Origin of the sequence: Streptomyces sp. NPDC059355 (assembly GCF_042752335.1) — a bacterium.
Taxonomy (GTDB): Bacteria; Actinomycetota; Actinomycetes; order Streptomycetales; family Streptomycetaceae; genus Streptomyces.
In genome coordinates this window covers 25,772-43,093 of the sequence record NZ_JBHYXN010000011.1, presented here as the reverse complement: position 1 = coordinate 43,093, position 17,322 = coordinate 25,772, and the positions used below count along the sequence as shown (strand labels likewise).

Sequence of the window (17,322 nt, the reverse complement as noted above, 5' to 3'; positions counted from 1 at the left end):
GATGCTCGGGACGGTGAACCGGATCCTGCTCGGGATCATCGGCGCCGTGCTGCTGGTCGCCGGGCTGGCGGTGCTGACGGCGCTGCGGCCGCTCGGCGGCCGCCACGAGCCGCTGCTGTCCGCGGCGACCCGCGAGCGGTACTGGCATGCCGAGGGCTGGTGGTGGTGGGCGGTGCTCGCCGGGCTCGGGGTGTGCGTGGTGCTCGCGCTGTGGTGGCTGCTGGCCCAGCTGCGGCGCTCGCGGCTGCCCGCGGTGCTGGTCGACACCGGCGACGGGGCGTTCGCGGTGCTGCGCGGGCGGGCGTTGGAGGAGGCGGTGGCCGCGGAGGCGGGGGCGCTGGACGGGGTCGCCCGGTGCCGCGTCGCCCTGCGGGGCAAGCAGGGGCGCCGGAGCCGGCGCGCGGGCCCGAAGCTGCGGATGGAGCTGGAACTGGAGCCGCACGCCGTGCCGGCCGACGCCCTGGCGGGGCTGGCGGGGCCGGTGCTCAGCCACGCCCGCCGGTCGGCGGGCCTCCCCGAACTGCCCGCGGAGGCCCGCTTCCGGATCACCTCCCACCGCGCCCGGCGGGTGACCTGAAGGGCTTCAGAAGCCGTGGCGGGAGCCGCCGTCGACCGGGAGCATGATGCCGGTAAGGTACGAGGCCGCGGGCGACAGCAGGAACGCCGCCGAGCGGCCGAACTCCTCCGGGGTGCCGTAGCGCCGCAGCGGAATGCCGGATTCGTTGGCCGTGCGGGCCGCCGCCGCGTCGCCCGACAGGGCGTCGAGCTCGCGGACGCGGTCGGTGTCGATCCTGGCCGGCAGCAGTCCGACCACGCGGACGCCGCGCGGTCCGAGCTCCACCGACAGGGACTTGGCGAAGCCGGCCAGCCCCGGCCGCAGCCCGTTGGAGATCGTCAGGCCCGGGATCGGCTCGTGGACCGAGCCCGACAGGACGAAGCCGATGACCCCGCCCTCGCCCAGCTCGGCCGCCGCCGCGCGGGCCAGGCGTACCGCCCCCAGGAAGACCGACTCGAACGCCGCCGCCCACTGCTCGTCGGTGTTGCTCGCCGCCGAACCGGGGGCGGGGCCGCCGACGCTGATGAGGATGCCGTCGAGACGGCCGAAGCGTTCCTTCGCGGCGGCGACGAGCGCGGCCGCCGACTGCGGGTCGGCATTGTCCGCGGCGAGGCCCACGGCGTTCGGACCCAGTGAGGCGGCCGCCTCGGCGGCGCGCGCCGCGTCGCGGCCCGTCACGATCACCTTCGCGCCGTCCGCCGCCAGTTCGCGCGCCGAGGCGTAGCCCAGGCCGCGGGTGGCTCCGGTGACGACGTAGACACGGTCCTTCAGTCCAAGATCCATGCCCGACACGCTACGCCGTGGGCGCAGGCTCCCGCTCGGGGGTGGCGCCGGCGGCTGCGGCTGCGGCCCGGTCGCGCTTCTCGCGCCGTACGAGGACCAGCCAGCCCACCGGCACCGCCGCGGCGAACAGCCACCACTGCACGGCGTACGCCATGTGCGGGCCGATCGAGTCGTGGTCGGGATCGGCGATCGGCTCGGGGCTGCCGCCCGCCGGGGCCGGAGCGGTGAGCTCCATGTAGCCGCCGAGGACGGGCTTGCCCAGGTACTCCGCCTGCCGGGCGCTGTTGATCAGCATCACCTGGCGGTCCGGCAGGCCCTTGCGGTCCTTGATGCCGCTGCCGCCGCTCGTCTCGTCGGCCTTCAGCCGCCCGGTGACGGTCACCTCGCCCGAGGGCGCCGTCGGCACGGGCGGGTACGCGCGCGGGTCGTCGCCGCCCGCCACCCAGCCGCGGTTGACCAGGACCACCCGGCCGTCGGCGAGCACCAGCGGGGTCAGGACGTGGAAGCCGACCTTGTCGTCGTTGTCGGTGCGCATCCGGACGACGACCTCGTGCGCGGAGTCGTACGTGCCGGTGGCGGTGACGGCGCGCCAGAAGTCGGCGCGCGGGACCTGGTGGCCGGGGGAGGTCGCCTCGGTCATCGGTACCGGCTTCGCGGACAGGTTCGCCGCGATCAGCTCGTTCTGTGCGACCCGGTGCTCATGGCGGTGGTACTGCCAGAACCCCAGCTTGATCATCGCGGGGATGAGGGCGAGGGCGATGAGGGTGAGGCACACCCATCGCCGGGTCAGCACAAAGCGGTACACGCCCACGACGGTACCCCCAGCCGGGAAGACCCCGGCGGCCGGGTGGCCGTCCGGGGTCGGGAGGGGCGAGAGGGAGAGGAGGGTCACACGCGGTCGACGATGCCCACCTTCCCCTCCGCGCGGGCGCAGTGCGCCCCGCAGTACCACTGGCCCTCGACCTCGACGCCCTGTCCGATGATCTGCACCCGGCAGTGCTCGCAGATGGGCGCCATGCGGTGGATGGCGCAGGAGAAGCAGTCGAAGACGTGCACGCTGCCCTGCGCGTGCACCTCGAAGGACATGCCGTAATCGTTTCCGCAGACCTCACAACGTGCCATGCGCCACAGGGTGGGACCCGACGGGCGGGACGGGAAAGCGGGTGCCGGGCGAGTCGCCCGACGCTCACCCGTCTGCCGCAGCCACGTCCCGCAGCAGTTGGGTGAACGCCGCCTCGTCGACCACCGGCGTACCGAAGGACTTCGCCTTGACCGTCTTGGAGGTGGCCGAGTCGGGGTCGTTCGTCACGAGCAGGCTCGTGAGCCGCGACACACTCGTCGCGACGTGCAGCCCCGCCTCGACGGCCCGGTCCTCCAGCAGCTCCCGGTCCACCGAGGTGTCACCCGAGAAGGCGATCCGCATGCCCTGTTTCAGCGGTTTGCCGTCCTCGAAGCGCCCCGGGTTCGGGTGCGGGCACGGCGGCCGCTTGCGCGAGGGCCGCCAGCTGTTGCTGCCGTACGACGCCTGCTGGCCGATCCGCGGGGTGACGGGGGAGTCCGACCACTCCGTCAGCGGCCGGCACTCCAGCAGGGGCAGCCGTACGCCGTCCCGCGCGGCGGCGTGCAGCGACGGACGGAACGCCTCAGCGAGTACGCGGGCGTCGTCGAGGGCGTGGTGGGCGCGCTGCTGGACCACGCCGAAGTGTGCGGCGAGGGACTCCAGCTTGTGGTTGGGCAGCGGGAGGTTCAGTTCCTTCGACAGGGCGATGGTGCACAGCCGCTGACGGACCGGTGCGGTCTCGGCGGCCCGTGCGTACTCCCGGGCGATCATCTGCCAGTCGAACATGGCGTTGTGCGCGACGAGCACCCGGTCCGCGAGCCGGCCCGCGAACTCCTCGGCGATGTCCTTGAAGAGCGGCGCGTCCTGGAGCATGTCGCTGGTGAGTCCGTGGATCCAGACCGGGCCCGGGTCCCGCTGCGGGTTGACCAGGGTGTACCAGTGGTCCTCGACATTGCCCTGCGCGTCGAGCCGGTAGACGGCGGCGGAGATTATCCGGTCGTCGCGAGCGAGCCCGGTCGTCTCCACGTCGACGACCGCGTACCCCCCTGGGTACGCGGTCGGCCACGTCGTCTCTGCGGTCGTACGGTCGTCGAGCATGGTCACAGAGGATATCGGCACACACCGACACCCGGTGCCCCGCGGACCCTCACCCCAGTGCCGTCACGAGGTCGCCCGCCGAGAGCTGTTCGAGCCCGCAGCCGTCAACGGGCCCCGGCAGCAGCCGGTATGCGGACCCGCCGGCCCCGGCCGGCGCCACATCGCCCTCGACCAGCGCGAGGAACACCGACTTCCCCGAGGCCGCGGCGCCCGCGAGGGCGTCGACGTCCTCCGCCGACCGCCGGACGTCCGGATCGCGCAGCCCGACCAGCCGGGAGGCGAAGGCGACGGCGTCCTCGTCCGCGCCCCGCCGGTACGTCCAGAGCTCGTCCGGGTCGCTCGGCCGCGGGGTGCGCCGCAGGACGAGCACCTCGGGGCAGCGCGCGGCCGCGTGCCACGCCGCGAGCTCCCACAGGGTGGTGCGGCCCGTCGAGAAGTAGGTGAACAGGTCGCGGCCGATGCGGGCCAGGTCCTCCTGGTGCGCCCACACACTGTGGTAGCCCTCGTCGTCCGGCAGGTGCACGTCCGTCCACAGGAACCCGCGCCGTTCCAGGTCGACGAGGAGCGGAACGTGGATCCGGGAGTTCCCGGCCAGGTCGTAGCGCTGGCGCACGGTCCGCGGATCGAAGCGGGAGGTGCGCCCGGAGCTGTGGGGCAGGGCCATGAACCCGGCGAAGGCGTCGGGCAGCAGCTCGAAGGGGATGTTGTTGTAGCTGAAGACCACGGGCATGGCGAAGCGCACCCCGGTGTCGGCGAGCCGGTCCAGGTCGATGTCCACGTACTCGCTCGCGCCGCGGGGCGCGGGGGCGGAGGTGAGGTCCCCGGAGTGGACGACGGCTCCCTCGCCGTAGACCAGGTTCGTGAAGTCGCACAGGCCCGCGTAGTTCCAGTCGGAGTCGAACAGGACCACGGACAGGTCCAGGTCCACCCGCTTCTTCGGCGGCTCCATCCAGTGCAGGAACATCCGCAGCACATCGCCGCCGGGCAGTGCCTGGAAACTTCCCTTGGGTACCGTGACCAGCGCCTTGGCCGCCGCCCGCTCGGCGGAGGGCACATGGAGGTGGGCGAGCCGGGAGTCGAGCACCGCCGCCTCGTACGGGTCCGCCGCGGCCAGCCGGCGCAGCAGCTCGCGCTCGAACAGCTCGCACACCGAGCGGGTCACCGCCTCGGCCAGCGGCGCCCGGTCCTCGTCCCGGGTGTACGAGTGCGCGACCTGGCCGCGCGGGAAGAACACCCGCCGGGTGCCGGGCAGATGGCGGATCCGCAGCCGCCCGAGCGCGGCGAGCACGGGCCCGGGGCCCGCCTTCGGCAGCCGGTCGGCCAGCACCCGCGCCACCCGCCCGGGCAGGGCCTCGGCCGCGTACAGCCGCAGCAGGTGGTCGAGCCGCCGTACGAGTTCGCCGGGCCGCTCGGCGAGCACGGCCAGGGCCGCGTCCGGATCGCCGGCGCGCAGGGCTTCCTCGGCGCGCCCGGTCCAGGTGGCCGGGCGCAGGCGCGCACCGTCGACCCGTACGGCCTGCGGGTGCGCGGCGGCGGTCGCCCGCAGAGCGGCGCCGAGCCCGGGCCCGGAGGTGTCGGTCCCGCGCAGGACGGCGAAGGCGAGCGCGGTGCGCGGGTGGTGCGCGTACCGCTCGAAGGGGTGCAGGACCTCCGCGGCGCGCTTCCAGGGGTCGGGGTGGCGCAGGACGTCCTCGACGAGCAGCCCCGGATCGAGGGCGTCCAGTACGGCGAGCAGCTCGCGCCGCAGCGCGCGCGGCAGGGAGCGCAGCCGCGGCGGTGCCAGGAGGTCCGCCTCGCCGCCGGACCAGACGGCGAGCAGCCGCAGGACGTCGGTGGCGGTGGTGAGCCGCTCGGGCAGCAGGGCCCGTACGCCCTCCCGGGTGCGGCGCTCACGCAGCAGGGTGCCGAGCACCAGGGCCTTGGTCTCCCGTACGGGGATGGCGTCGGGCAGCCAGTCGAGCGCGGCCGGGGCGTGCGCGAGGAGGACCCGGGCCTCCTCGGTGTCCTGGGCCGAGAGCGGGGTGCGGCGGGCGAGGAGCTTGCCGAGCGCGGTGACGGCGTCGGCGGCGAGGTCGGCGCCGAAGGCCAGCAGCCGCAGCGGGCCGCCCCCGGGGGGAGCGTCGTCGTGCGGCGGTGACGGCCGAAGGAACGGGTCGGCGGGGTCGATCCGGCGGTGGCAGATCGGGCAGCCCGCGTAGTCGGCCCCGTCCCAGCAGGTGCGGCAGACGAGGTGGGCGCAGGGTGCGACGGGGTGGACGGCGCCGACGGTCGCGCACAGTACGCACGGCTGGTCCGGCCACTGCAGGAGCAGCGTGAGCACGCGTTCGGTCCACAGGGCGTGGGTGTCGTCCGGTACCGAGGCGGGGAACGAGCGGAAGAGCGGGATGTGGGTGCGGTCGGCGCCCAGCAGGATGTCGATGTCCTTGACCAGCTGTTTTCCTGCGGCGGCGAGTCCGGCGGGCCCGAGCCAGGCGAGCGCCGAACGCAGGGGGCCCGTGAGGGCGTAGCCGCGGTCGAGGAGTTCGGCCTCCAGGGCCGTCAGGCCCTCGGCGGATCGCCCGGGCGGGGCCCGGCCTGGTCGACGTAGACGGTGTGCAGACGGCGCAACAGGACGGTCGACAGCTCGGGCAAAAGGGGGATTCCTCCGGAACCGGAAAGGGTGTGGGGCGGGGGCGGAGAGGGGACGCGCTACGGGTGTCAGAAGGATGAGAAGGAAGCACGTCGCGGAGCCGCCCCCGCGCAGCCGATACAACCATGGACCCCGGGGGCCGCAAAGCGATTTACCGCGGGGGCGGGTTCGGTGCTGCCAGCAGGGAGCGGACGAGGGCGCGCAGGGAGAGCAGGAACAAGCGCTCCGGGTCGGCGGGGCGGGCGAGGGCGCGGGCGAGCTCGGGGTCGTCGGGAGCCGCGGAAGGGTCCCAGAGGTCGCTCTCGGCGGGGGACTGGGCGGGGGAGCGCTCGCGATTGCGCTCCACGAGGAGGTACCCGACGATCTGGAACTGGACCGCGCGCACGGCATCGGCGGCCCGCGCCCCGCGCAGCCCGGCCGCGTGCACCTCGTGGACCAGGGCCTGCTGGGCGGGCAGGAACATCCGCTCGGTGAGCCCGCGTTCGTGGACCATCGCGATCAGGTGCGGCCGCTCGCGCAGTTCGCGGCGCAGGGTCCGGGCCACGGACAGGATCCGTTCGACGGGGGTGCGGCCGGCCGGCCGTATCGCCCCCATCTCCTGGACGGTCCGCTCCACGAGGGCGTCGAGCAGCGATTCGCGGTTGCCGACGTGCCAGTAGATGGAGGTCACCGCCGTATCGAGCTCGGCGGCGAGTCTGCGCATGGTGAGGGCCGCCGGGCCGTGCTGCCTGACCAGGGAGGCGGCCGCCGCCAGCACCTCGTCACGGGTGAGCGTGGTTCTGGCCATGGCCGTCTCCCGCCAATCTGTCGGATCGTCAATTCTGGTCCGTGCAGGGGTCTTTACCCTTCATCGGTGGCGGTGTAACTGTGTTACAGAACCGATCCGCTCAAGGACGAGGGATGGTGCGAGACATGGCACGCGTACGGTACGGAGCGCGCACCGAGGCCGAGATCACGGCGTCGCGCGAGAAGAGCGCCAAGCTCCCCGACATCTGGTCCACCGGTGTGGTGGCGGTCTGGGAGAGCGACCCGGACGTGGTGGCGGCGGTCCTGCCGCCGCCGCTCAAGCCCGCCGAGCGGCCCCTGGTACGGGCCAACATCAGCAAGGTCGACCTGCCCGGCTATCCCCTGGGCGCCGGCTCGGTGGCCGTCGCCGCGCAGCACGGCGGGGTCGAGGGCTGGTACCCGCTGGTCATGCCGATGACCCTCGAGCGGGCGCTGATCGGCGGCCGCGAGGTCTTCGGCGAGCCGAAGAAGCTGGGCGAGGTCGACCTTGAGCGCGACGGGCTCGTCGTAAGGGCCACCCTGGCCCGGCACGGGATCGCCTTCGTGGAGGTGCGCGGGGCGGTGGACCGCGAACTGCCACTGCCCGAGCCCGCCGCCAAGACCGACTTCTACTTCAAGTTCCTCCCGGCGGTGGACGGTTCGGGTTTCGACGCCGACCCGGTGCTCGTCCACGTCACCCGCAACGAGAAGGTCCGCAAGCTGGAGCACGTGACCGGTGACGTGGTCCTGCGCGAGTCGATGTTCGACCCCGTCGCCGACCTCCCCGTACGCCGGATCGTGGAGATCACCATCGGCGAGAAGACCACCGACCAGAAGGGCCGCGTCGTCGAGCGCGTCAGCGCCCAGGCCCTCCTCCCGTACATCCACCAGCGCTACGACGACCCGATGCAGATCCTCGACGGCCCTCCCGAGGGGAGCGTGTGACATGCGGCTCGAACCCGGACAGGTGGCCGTCGTCACCGGCGCCGCCGGCGGCATCGGGCTCGCGATGGCCCGCCGTTTCGCGGCCGAGGGGCTGAAGGTCGTCCTCGCCGACGTGGAGGAGGCGGCCCTGCACAAGGCCGCCGACGAGCTGACCGCCGACGGCGCCCGGGTGATGGCCCGGCTCGTCGACGTCAGCGACCGCGACTCCGTCATCGCCCTCGCCGACGCCGCGTACGAGACCTTCGGCGCCGTACACGTGCTCTGCAACAACGCCGGAGTCGGCTCCGGAGCCGAGGGCCGGATGTGGGAGCACGAGCCCAACGACTGGAAATGGGCCTTCTCCGTCAACGTCTGGGGCGTCTTCCACGGCATCCAGGCCTTCGTCCCGCGCATGATCGCTGGCGGCGGCCCCGGCCACGTCGTCAACACCTCCTCCGGCGACGGCGGCATCGCCCCGCTGCCCACCGCCTCCGTCTACGCCGTCACCAAGGCGGCCGTGGTCACCATGACCGAATCGCTGTACGCCCACCTCAAGGCGGAGCGCGCGGCCGTCGGAGCCTCCGTCCTCTTCCCCGGACCGCACATGCTGCGCACCGGACTGTGGGAGTCGCACCGCAACCGGCCCGAGCGGTACGCGAAGCAGCGGCCGCGCAAGACCCCGTACCGCAGTCTCGACCAGTACGAGGCCGCCATGAAGCAGGCCGGCCACGAGGTGGAGTTCACCCCGGTCGAGGAGGTCGCCGAGCACGTCGTCGAAGGCATCCGCGCCGACCGCTTCTGGATGCTCCCGGCGAGCGAGCACAGCGACCGGCAGATCCGCGCCCGGTCGCAGTCGATGCTCGACCGCGCCGACCCCGCCTACCTGGAGAGCTTCATCCTCGACTGACTCGCCTGAGGAGCGACCGTTGACCGACAGCAGCGCGTACGAAGACCCGTACCTGATCATCTCCTCCGACTGTCACGCGGGACTGCCCACCGAGCGGTACCGCCCGTACCTCGACTCCCGCTTCCACCCCCGGTTCGACGAGTTCCTGGGCCAGCGCGACGCCCGCCGCGCCGAGGCCACGAAGCTGGGCGTCCGCAACGAGGCCTTCGCCGAGAAGTGGTTCCACGATCACGAGGAAGGCCTGCGGGGCGGCTGGGACACGGGGCAGCGCCTGAAGGAGCTCGACGGTGACGGGGTCGCCGCCGAGGTCGTCTTCCCCGACGCCGACGCCGTGGACAGCCAGACCGCCGCCCCCTTCGGGGTGGGCCTCGGGCTCTCCGGCGACCAGGACCCCGAGCTCGGCATGGCGGGCGCACAGGCGCACAACCGCTGGCTGGCGGAGTTCGTCTCCGAGACCCCCGAGCGGCACTGCGGGGTCGCCCTGCTGCCCATCACGGGCGAGCCGAGAGAGGTCGTCGCCGAGATATACCGGGCCAAGGAGTCGGGGCTCGGCGCGCTGATGATCCCCGCGATGTGGGTGGACAAGGCGCCGTACCACGACCGCCGCTACGACCCGGTGTGGGCGGCCGCCGCCGAGACGCGGATGCCGATCGTCACCCACTCGGGGTCCTCGCCGCGCCACGAGTACGGGAACCACCTGGGCATCTTCGTCTCCGAAGTCACGTGGTGGCCGGCCCGTCCGCTGTGGTTCCTGCTCTGGTCCGGGGTCTTCGAGCGGCACCCGGGGCTGCGGTTCGGCGTCGCCGAGTCGGGCTGCTGGTGGCTGCCGAACCAGCTGTGGTTCATGGACCGGCTCTACCTCGGCGCGCACGGCGGCAAGAAGCTGTCCCCGTTCGAGGAGCTGAAGCGCCCGCCGAGCGAGTACCTGGACCGCCAGGTGTTCGTCTGCGCGACGAACACCAAGCGGCGCGAGCTGGCCCAGCGGTACGAGATCGGCGTGGACAACATCCTGTGGGGCTCGGACTTCCCGCACCCCGAGGGGACCTGGCCGAACACCCGGAGCTGGCTGAAGAACACCTTCCACGACATCCCGGTCGGCGAGACCCGGCGGATGCTGGGGCTGGCGGCGGCGGACGTCTTCGGCTTCGACACCGGGAAGCTGGCCCCCATCGCCCGGCGGATCGGCCCGACCCCGGCGGAGCTGGGCCAGCCGGCCGACCAGGCGTCGGTGGAGGCTTCGTGGGCCCGCTCGCGGGAGACGGGCCGCCACTGGCTGACGGGCGGGGACTTCCCGGTCCTGGGGGTGAACTGATGGCGGACCGGTACACGGTCATCTCGGCGGACTGCCATGCGGGCGCGGACCTGCTGGACTACAAGCCGTACCTGGAGAAGCGGTACCACGAGGAGTTCGACGCCTGGGCCGCCACGTACGTGAACCCGTACGAGGACCTCCTCGCGGACACGGCGGACCGCAACTGGAACTCGGCGCGCCGGCTCTCCGAGCTGGAGGCGGACGGCATCGTGGCGGAGGTGGTCTTCCCGAACACGATCCCGCCCTTCTTCCCCAAGGCCTCGCTGATGGCGCAGCCGCCGACGGCCGCGGAGTACACGATGCGCTGGGCGGGGCTCCAGGCGCACAACCGCTGGCTGACGGACTTCTGCGCGGACGCGCCGGGGCGGCGGGCGGGCGTGGTCCAGATCCTGCTCAACGACGTGGACGCGGCGGTCGAGGAGATCCGCCGCACCCGCGAAGCCGGCCTGACGGGCGGCATCCTGCTGCCCGGCGTCCCGCCCGGCTCGTCGGTCCCCGAGCTGTACTCGGCCGCGTACGACCCGATCTGGGCGGTGTGCGACGAGCTGGACGTCCCGGTCAACCACCACGGCGGCTCGGCGTCGCCGCCGCTCGGCGACGAGCCGGCCGCGCGGGCGGTCTTCATGGTGGAGACGACCTGGTTCTCGCACCGGGCCCTGTGGCACCTCATCTTCGGCGGGGCGTTCCGCCGCCACCCCGGCCTGAAGCTGGTCCTGACGGAGCAGGGCTCGGGCTGGATCCCGGGGGTGATGGAGATGCTGGACTACTACCACGGGCGCCTGGTCGCTGCGTCGGCCACGGCCGAATCGAAATTCGGGGCGGGCCTGGCGGAGGCGATGGGCAAGGGCCCGAGCGAGGTCTGGCGGGACAACTGCTTCGTGGGGGCCAGCTTCATGCGCCCCCACGAGGTCCCGCTGCGGGACCGGATCGGCCTCGACAAGATCATGTGGGGCAGCGACTACCCCCACGACGAGGGCACCACCCCGTTCTCCCGCGAAGGCCTCCGCATCGCCTACGCGGGCCTCCCGAGGGACGAGGTGGCGGCGATGGCGGGCGGCAACGCGGCCCGCGTCTACGGTTTCGACCTGAACCTGCTTGACCCGATAGCCGCGGTACACGGCCCCCTGGTCTCGGACATAGCCGAGCCCCTGAAGGAGGTCCCCCCGGAAGCCACCAGCCCGGCCTTCGCCAGAGGCGGCTCGGTCCGCATCTGGTAGCCCCGGACCCCGCCCGCCGCCGGGGCGGCTCAGGGTCGTCGGACCCGGAGCCGCTCCGGCGGGAGGGCTTCCGTACCGGTGACGTCCGTTCCTTCCCCGATCTCGATGGTCAGGCCGTCCAGAGCTGCCAGCGGGGACAGGTCGATCGGCGGACCGCCCCCGTTGCCCAGGCTGAGGAAGGAAAGGCGGGGCAGCGAGGCCAGCGGCTCCAGGCTCCCCGAGAAGGCGCAGCCGATCGTGTGCAGGCTCCGCAGCCGGTCGAACCGTGCGAGGTCCCGGGCGCACAGAGCTGGATGGTGCACCAGGTCGAGGGTGCTCAGCGGCGGCACCTTCGGGAGCCGGAGGAACTGGTCGATCAGGTGCCGGCCCTGCAGGATGAGGTCCTTTAGACCGGGCCACCGTTCGAGGCTGTCGACGACGAGGGGCTCGGACCTGTCGAGCAGGTGTAGCGCACGAAGATCCGGTGTTGCCGGGATCCCGCTCACCCGGTCGCCCGCGATCCGCGTGTCCAGGGTCAGCTGGCGCAGCGCGGTCAGTTCCCCGAGCGATTCCAGGGACAGGTCTTGGCGCATCATGGACAGGGTGAGTGATTCCAGCGGGAGTTCCCTCAGCGGCCCGAGCGTGGTGAGCCGCGGGCAGTAGACGAGGGTCAGACGTGCGAGGGCGGGCAGAGCGGCCAGGGGTGAGAGGTCGCTGACGTTGTTGGCCCGGATCGTCAGCCCCTCGAGCTGTTTCATGCCGGTCAGCTCTGCCGGGATGCCGTAGTCCCCCTGGAGGTGGACGTTCTTGATCCGCCGGAGCCCCGGGAGGGCTCCGATGCGCTCGCCCGTACCGACGGCCAGCTGTGCGTCCCCCAGCGTGGCGTCCGCCAGCACCTCCGCGGCGTATTCGGTCAAGGGGAACCTGCCCCAGGCGTCGGAGAGTTCGCTGCAGACCTCGTACCCGGTACGGTGCCGGAACCGTGCCACCACGGACAGTGCCCGTGAACCGCCGAGCAGAGCGGCGGTCAACACGGTCGCTGCGGCCTCCCGGTCCGCCAGGCCGTCCGGAGGAGGCAGCAGGTCGAGCACCAGCTCACCTGCCTTGGCCAGTTGCTGGGCTTGAGCCGAACTCTGCGGCGGAAGGAGTGCGGCCGTCCGGGACGTGACCGCCTCCCGGACCTCCGGGGCCAGTTCCGGAGCGTGTTCAAGGCAGGTGGCCGCGAGCAGCACCAGGCGACCGCTCTGCTCCGGCGACCCGTCGGCCCGGCCGAGCAACCCTCTCAACAATCGGGCGCGTTCGTCGGGCCGGGCGTGTCCGACCGACATCCGGACCACGTCCTCCCAGCTGTCGTCGTGCGCGTTGCCCACCAGTACCCCGAAGTCCCGGGACTCGACCGCCGCCTTCGCACCCAGGTAGTCCTGGAAGGTGCGGTGCACGAACACGACCGTGCCCGGGGCCGGTTCGATCAGCAGGCCGCTGCGGATGAGCAGGTGAAAGAAGACCTGGGCGGCATCGGCCTGTTCCCGGACCTGGGGCATGGCATCCAGCCAGGTGTCGATCATCTGCACGGCCTCGTCGTAGCCGGCCTCGAGATGACCGTTGCGGATCAGCCAGTACGCCAGCCGCTGGAGCAGCGCGGTCTGTTCGTCCCGCGACAGGTACACCCCTTCCACCCCGTCGATCTCCCGCTCGATGTCCCGGCGTACGAGCAGCATGTCCAGGGCCGCGTCGTACAGCTCCTTGCGGGCCCGCGGCAGCTGCATCCGCCGGTCCCGGTTCAGCGCGCACAGCAGGGCGCACATCAGCGGGTTGGTCGCCAGCCTCCCGAGATCCCGGCGGTCACCCACTGCCTGGGCCAGCGAGGTGGCGTAGGCGTCCAGCCGGTCCCGTTCCTCTTCGTCGCACTCCTCTTTCGCGGAGGCGTGCCAGTGCGTGATGAAGGCCCGTACGTCGGCCCGCTCCATCGGCAGCAGGGCGTGCGGGACGAAGCCCTGGCCCGCGAGCCAGTCCTCCGGCACCGCCGAGGGACGGGTGGTGACCACGTACCGGGCGTCCGGGAAGGCGGTGACGAGCGACCGCAGCCACTCCCCGGTGCGCTTGCGCAGCCGGCGCGGCATCTCGTCCACGCCGTCGATCAACACCAGTGCCCGTCCGCTGGCCAGGAGGTCATGGGTCCAGCCGTCGGGGGCGCGCAGCGGAATGCCGGAGGCCCGCAGCCAGTCCTCCGGCACGGGCAGGGTGTTCGAGGAGTGGAAGGAACGCAGGCGCAGCACGAACGGGACGCACGTGTTGAGTTCGGCCAGCTCAGGGCCGAAGCTCCGGCGCGCCGAGTTGAGAGCGAGGTACTGGACGACGGTGCTTTTGCCGGACCCCGCAGGGCCGCGCAACAGCGCCCGCGGTGCCGCGCCGAGCGCCCGCTCCGCCCGGACCGTGTGGGCGCGGCGCGGCCCCGGTAGCCCGGCGGTCGACCGGTCGGCCGTGACGGCCAGGCTGATGTACGCCAGGTCCAGCGGCCACTCCTGCCGGTCGGTCCGGCTGAGGGTGAGGCCGAACAGGTGCAGCCGGTCGTGCGCGGCGGCGATGTAGCGGGTGTACGCCTCCTCGAAGCGGGCCGCCTCCGAGCGTGGCGTTGGGCCCAGCCGATCGCGGATGCCGTCCAGGGACTCGGCGATCCGGCCGGTCCGCTGGACCAGTTCCACGTCCGTCCGGGCGCCGAAGGCCGGCAGGGTCGTGACGTACTCCACCGCGTGTTCGCAGCACAGCGCGATCAGGTCGCGGTACAGGCGTTCCGCCGCCTCGTTCAGGCCCGGTGGCGGGGGTGGCAGGGTCGCGGCCAGGGTCGAAGGGTCGAGGTCCGCCGCGAGCAGGGCGTCCGCGGTCAAGGGGCCGAGTGTCGTGAAGGCGTCGGCCACCGCGTCCAGCGCCGCCCGGCGTTCGTGCTCCGGCAATGACCCGCACACCGGGCCCATGCGGGAGGCCAGGGTTTGCGTCAGGCGGCGGATCTCCGGGTCGCCGAGCTCCACCGGGCGGCGCCGGAGCGGGGCCGGGCGGGCCGGGTCGGGCGTCAGGCCCGCGCCCGGGGTCCGGGTCAGCAGGGACTTCACCAGCGCCCCCGCCGCCGTACCCGCCACGCGTAAGAGAACCGTCTCGAAGCCCGTCATCCCCCCACCCTTCCCCCAGCCCGGAGATTATCGCGTGAACCGCCGGTAACCCCAATGGATACCGATCGGTAACAACCCCTAGCGGTGCCCCCGAACCCGCTCTATGGTGCGGGCATGCCGAACCTGCCCGATGTCGTGCTGTGGTCCATACCTGCCTTCGTGCTGCTCACCGTCATCGAGGTGGTGAGCTACCGGCTCCATCCCGACGAGGACGCCGCCGGCTACGGCACCAAGGACGCGGCGACGAGCGTCGCCATGGGTCTCGGCAGCATCGGCTTCGACCTGCTCTGGAAGCTCCCGGTCGTCGCGGTCTTCACGGCGGTCTACGAACTGACCCCGCTGCGCGTGCCGTTCCTGTGGTGGACCGTCCTGCTGATGCTGCTGGTCCAGGACTTCCTCTACTACTGGCAGCACCGGCTCCACCACGTCATCCGCATCCTGTGGGCCTGCCACGTCGTCCACCACAGCAGCCGGAACTTCAACCTCACCACCGCCCTGCGCCAGCCCTGGACCAGCGCCACCACCTGGTGGTTCTACCTTCCGATGGTCGCCGTCGGCGTGCACCCGGCCGCGATCCCGTTCTGCTACGGGATCAACCTCCTCTACCAGTTCTGGGTCCACACCGAGCGCATTGGGAAGCTCCCGCGGCCCTACGAGTACGTCTTCAACACCCCCTCCCACCACCGCGTCCACCACGCCTCCCAGGGCGGATACCTGGACCGCAACTTCGGCGGGATCCTGATCGTCTGGGACCGGATGTTCGGCTCCTGGGTGGGTGAGACCGACAAGCCCGTCTACGGGCTCACCAAGAACATCAACACCTACAACCCCCTGCGCGTCGCCACCCACGAGTACGCCGCCATCGCCCGCGACGTCCGCGCCGCCCGCAGCTGGCGCGAGCGCGCCGGACGCGTCTTCCGCGGCCCCGGCTGGCAGCCCGCCGCCCCGGCCGCCGCCGACGCCGCCCCGGCCGTCGAGCCCGTCGGGTCCGCCGCCCCGGCCTCCACCGCGTCCGCCGCCCCCGCGAAGACCTCGGAGCACGCCGCGTGAGCGACACCGAGTCCCGTACGCCCTCCTGGGCGCGGCCCGTGCCCGTGCCCGAGCATGCGGCGGGCGCCGGCCGCGTCCTGCGCGCCGCCTTCGCCGTCGCCACCGCCCTCGACCTCGGCTCGCTGCTGGCCGGCTGGCACCTCGGGCACGTCCTCGCCAAGCCGCTGCTGATGCCGCTGCTCGTCGCGTACGTGATCACGCGCAAGGCTCCCCGCCTGCTGATCGCGGCCCTGCTCTTCGGGTGGGGCGGCGACCTGGCCCTGCTCTTCGACGCCGACCCCGCCTTCCTCGTCGGCATGGGTTCCTTCGCCGCCGGGCACGTCTGCTACCTCGTGCTCTTCGGCCGCGGGAAGACGCATCCCGCGCTGGGGGGTGCGTACGCCCTCGCGCTCGTCGGGACCGTGGCCCTGCTCTGGTCGGACCTGCCGGCCGACCTGCGGATCCCGGTCGCCGGGTACAGCCTGCTGCTCACCGCCATGGCCTACCGTTCCAGCGCCCTCGGCCTGCGCGCCGGCCTCGGAGGGGCGCTGTTCCTGCTCTCCGACACCCTGATCGCCACCGGGGTCGCTGACTGGCCCCAGCTCCCGCGCCCCGACTTCTGGATCATGGCCACCTACGCAGCCGCCCAGTACCTGCTCGCCACCGGGGCGCTCCCCGCTCCCACGCAGGCGTACCGTAGGACAGTCATACAAGACTGAACCAACTGATCCGGAGGGCTGCACACCCATGCGCGCCACCGTCATCCACGCCCCGCACGACATCCGCGTGGAGGAGGTGCCCGACGCTGCGATCCAGCGCCCCGAGGACGCCGTCGTCCGCGTCCTGCGTGCCTGCATCTGCGGCAGCGACCTGTGGGCCTACCGCGGCGAGGCCGCGCGCCAGCCCGGCCAGCGCATCGGCCACGAGTTCCTCGGCATCGTCGAGGAGACCGGCTCGGCCGTGTCCGGCCTGAAGGCCGGCGACCTCGTCGTCGCCCCCTTCATGTGGTCCGACGGCACCTGCGACTACTGCTCCGAGGGCCTGTACACCTCCTGCGTGCACGGCGGCTTCTGGGGCTCGGTCGGCTTCGACGGCGGCCAGGGCGAGGCCGTCCGCGTCCCGCACGCCGACGGCACCCTCGTGAAGCTGCCCGCCGCGGCCGTCTCCGACGACCAGCTGCTGACCGGGCTGCTCGCCCTCTCCGACGTCATGGGCACCGGGCACCACGCCGCGCTCGGCGCCGGCGTCCGCAAGGGCTCCACCGTGGCCGTCGTCGGCGACGGTGCCGTCGGCCTGTGCGGGGTCCTCGCCGCCAAGCGCCTCGGCGCCGAGCGGATCATCGCACTGGGCCGCCACACCGCCCGTACTGACATCGCCAAGCTCTTCGGGGCCACCGACATCGTCGCCGAGCGCGGGGAGGCCGCCGAGGCCGCCGTCCGTGAGCTCACCGGCGGCCAGGGCGCCCACGCGGTCATCGAGGCCGTCGGCACCGAGCAGTCCATGCGCACCGCCGTCAACATCACCCGCGACGGCGGGGCCATCGGCTACGTCGGCGTCCCGCACGGCAGCGGCACCGGCCTCGACCTCGGTGTGATGTTCGACCGCAACATCACCCTGCGGGGCGGCGTCGCGCCCGTGCGCGCGTACATCCCGGAGCTGCTGGAGGACGTGCTGAGCGGCGCGATCGACCCGGCGCCCGTCTTCGACCGGGCCGTGTCCCTGGACGAGGTCCCGGACGGCTACCGCGCGATGGACGACCGCAGCGCGCTGAAGGTGCTCATCAAGCCCTGAAGGTCCTGAAGGTCCTGAACAGCGGGAGGGGCCGGCCCCCGGAGAGCCCCCGGCCGTCCCCGCCCGTGCGGGGGCGTCGGACCGCAACGAGACCGCCGTAGGCGCGTC

At 72.7% G+C, this 17,322-nt stretch carries 15 protein-coding genes; 8 read left to right on the top strand and 7 right to left on the bottom strand.

What is annotated here, in order from left to right; genetic code table 11:
* The first annotated feature begins 1 nt into the window (after position 1).
* Positions 2-577 carry an alkaline shock response membrane anchor protein AmaP gene (amaP, locus tag ACFXGI_RS13315; RefSeq protein ID WP_384705526.1) on the top strand — a complete coding sequence of 192 codons (576 nt, stop codon included), beginning with the start codon at positions 2-4 and terminating at the stop codon, positions 575-577.
* 6 nt (positions 578-583) lie between these two features.
* Here the strand turns inward: amaP and ACFXGI_RS13310 are convergent, their stop codons facing one another.
* The 6 genes from ACFXGI_RS13310 to ACFXGI_RS13285 form a co-directional block, all read right to left on the bottom strand.
* The gene (locus ACFXGI_RS13310; RefSeq protein ID WP_384705525.1) at positions 584-1,339 is read right to left on the bottom strand and encodes an SDR family oxidoreductase; all 756 of its coding nucleotides are present in this window, start codon (positions 1,337-1,339) and stop codon (positions 584-586) included.
* A 10-nt stretch (positions 1,340-1,349) separates the two neighbouring features.
* The gene (locus ACFXGI_RS13305) at positions 1,350-2,144 is read right to left on the bottom strand and encodes an SURF1 family protein (RefSeq protein WP_384705524.1); all 795 of its coding nucleotides are present in this window, start codon (positions 2,142-2,144) and stop codon (positions 1,350-1,352) included.
* 83 nt (positions 2,145-2,227) lie between these two features.
* Complete coding sequence (locus ACFXGI_RS13300; RefSeq protein ID WP_078622409.1) at positions 2,228-2,461, bottom strand: hypothetical protein; 234 nt, start codon at positions 2,459-2,461, stop codon at positions 2,228-2,230.
* 64 nt (positions 2,462-2,525) lie between these two features.
* Positions 2,526-3,503 carry a DEDDh family exonuclease gene (locus ACFXGI_RS13295; RefSeq protein WP_384705759.1) on the bottom strand — a complete coding sequence of 326 codons (978 nt, stop codon included), beginning with the start codon at positions 3,501-3,503 and terminating at the stop codon, positions 2,526-2,528.
* 43 nt (positions 3,504-3,546) lie between these two features.
* Positions 3,547-6,249, bottom strand: a complete 2,703-nt coding sequence (locus ACFXGI_RS13290; RefSeq protein WP_384705523.1) for an MXAN_6230/SCO0854 family RING domain-containing protein — start codon at positions 6,247-6,249, stop codon at positions 3,547-3,549.
* A gap of 28 nt (positions 6,250-6,277) precedes the next feature.
* The gene (locus ACFXGI_RS13285) at positions 6,278-6,913 is read right to left on the bottom strand and encodes a TetR/AcrR family transcriptional regulator (protein ID WP_384705522.1); all 636 of its coding nucleotides are present in this window, start codon (positions 6,911-6,913) and stop codon (positions 6,278-6,280) included.
* A 125-nt stretch (positions 6,914-7,038) separates the two neighbouring features.
* On the opposite strand from ACFXGI_RS13285, the gene ACFXGI_RS13280 reads away from it, so the two are divergent.
* The 4 genes from ACFXGI_RS13280 to ACFXGI_RS13265 are packed head-to-tail and all read left to right on the top strand — an operon-like array spanning position 7,039 to position 11,251.
* Entirely contained in the window at positions 7,039-7,836 is a 798-nt protein-coding gene (locus tag ACFXGI_RS13280; protein WP_384705521.1) for an acetoacetate decarboxylase family protein, read from the top strand.
* A 1-nt stretch (position 7,837) separates the two neighbouring features.
* The gene (locus ACFXGI_RS13275) at positions 7,838-8,722 is read left to right on the top strand and encodes an SDR family NAD(P)-dependent oxidoreductase (protein ID WP_384705520.1); all 885 of its coding nucleotides are present in this window, start codon (positions 7,838-7,840) and stop codon (positions 8,720-8,722) included.
* A gap of 19 nt (positions 8,723-8,741) precedes the next feature.
* Positions 8,742-10,034 (top strand): amidohydrolase family protein, encoded by a 1,293-nt coding sequence (locus tag ACFXGI_RS13270; protein WP_384705519.1) that lies wholly within the window; start codon positions 8,742-8,744, stop codon positions 10,032-10,034.
* Positions 10,034-11,251: an amidohydrolase family protein gene (locus ACFXGI_RS13265; protein ID WP_384705518.1), complete on the top strand. Its 1,218-nt coding sequence runs from the start codon at positions 10,034-10,036 to the stop codon at positions 11,249-11,251. Before ACFXGI_RS13270 ends, ACFXGI_RS13265 begins: the two co-directional genes overlap by 1 nt.
* A gap of 29 nt (positions 11,252-11,280) precedes the next feature.
* Here ACFXGI_RS13265 and ACFXGI_RS13260 read toward each other — a convergent pair whose 3' ends face one another.
* Complete coding sequence (locus tag ACFXGI_RS13260) at positions 11,281-14,394, bottom strand: NACHT domain-containing protein (RefSeq protein ID WP_384705517.1); 3,114 nt, start codon at positions 14,392-14,394, stop codon at positions 11,281-11,283.
* A gap of 114 nt (positions 14,395-14,508) precedes the next feature.
* Between ACFXGI_RS13260 and ACFXGI_RS13255 the strand changes: the two genes are divergently transcribed.
* The 3 genes from ACFXGI_RS13255 to ACFXGI_RS13245 are packed head-to-tail and all read left to right on the top strand — an operon-like array spanning position 14,509 to position 17,214.
* Complete coding sequence (locus ACFXGI_RS13255) at positions 14,509-15,444, top strand: sterol desaturase family protein (protein WP_384705516.1); 936 nt, start codon at positions 14,509-14,511, stop codon at positions 15,442-15,444.
* Positions 15,441-16,142 carry a lysoplasmalogenase gene (locus tag ACFXGI_RS13250; protein WP_384705515.1) on the top strand — a complete coding sequence of 234 codons (702 nt, stop codon included), beginning with the start codon at positions 15,441-15,443 and terminating at the stop codon, positions 16,140-16,142. The genes ACFXGI_RS13255 and ACFXGI_RS13250 overlap by 4 nt, the downstream gene beginning before the upstream one ends.
* 28 nt (positions 16,143-16,170) lie before the next feature.
* Positions 16,171-17,214 (top strand): zinc-dependent alcohol dehydrogenase family protein, encoded by a 1,044-nt coding sequence (locus tag ACFXGI_RS13245; RefSeq protein ID WP_384705514.1) that lies wholly within the window; start codon positions 16,171-16,173, stop codon positions 17,212-17,214.
* The last annotated feature ends 108 nt before the right edge of the window (positions 17,215-17,322 follow it).

Coding starts and splice junctions, on each gene's coding strand:
- ACFXGI_RS13265 (WP_384705518.1), top strand. CDS start 10,034: ATGGCGGACCGGTACACGGTCATCTCGGCGGACTGCCATGCGGGCGCG.
- ACFXGI_RS13300 (WP_078622409.1), bottom strand. CDS start 2,461: ATGGCACGTTGTGAGGTCTGCGGAAACGATTACGGCATGTCCTTCGAG.
- amaP (WP_384705526.1), top strand. CDS start 2: ATGCTCGGGACGGTGAACCGGATCCTGCTCGGGATCATCGGCGCCGTG.
- ACFXGI_RS13310 (WP_384705525.1), bottom strand. CDS start 1,339: ATGGATCTTGGACTGAAGGACCGTGTCTACGTCGTCACCGGAGCCACC.
- ACFXGI_RS13260 (WP_384705517.1), bottom strand. CDS start 14,394: ATGACGGGCTTCGAGACGGTTCTCTTACGCGTGGCGGGTACGGCGGCG.
- ACFXGI_RS13275 (WP_384705520.1), top strand. CDS start 7,838: ATGCGGCTCGAACCCGGACAGGTGGCCGTCGTCACCGGCGCCGCCGGC.
- ACFXGI_RS13245 (WP_384705514.1), top strand. CDS start 16,171: ATGCGCGCCACCGTCATCCACGCCCCGCACGACATCCGCGTGGAGGAG.
- ACFXGI_RS13255 (WP_384705516.1), top strand. CDS start 14,509: ATGCCGAACCTGCCCGATGTCGTGCTGTGGTCCATACCTGCCTTCGTG.
- ACFXGI_RS13280 (WP_384705521.1), top strand. CDS start 7,039: ATGGCACGCGTACGGTACGGAGCGCGCACCGAGGCCGAGATCACGGCG.
- ACFXGI_RS13285 (WP_384705522.1), bottom strand. CDS start 6,913: ATGGCCAGAACCACGCTCACCCGTGACGAGGTGCTGGCGGCGGCCGCC.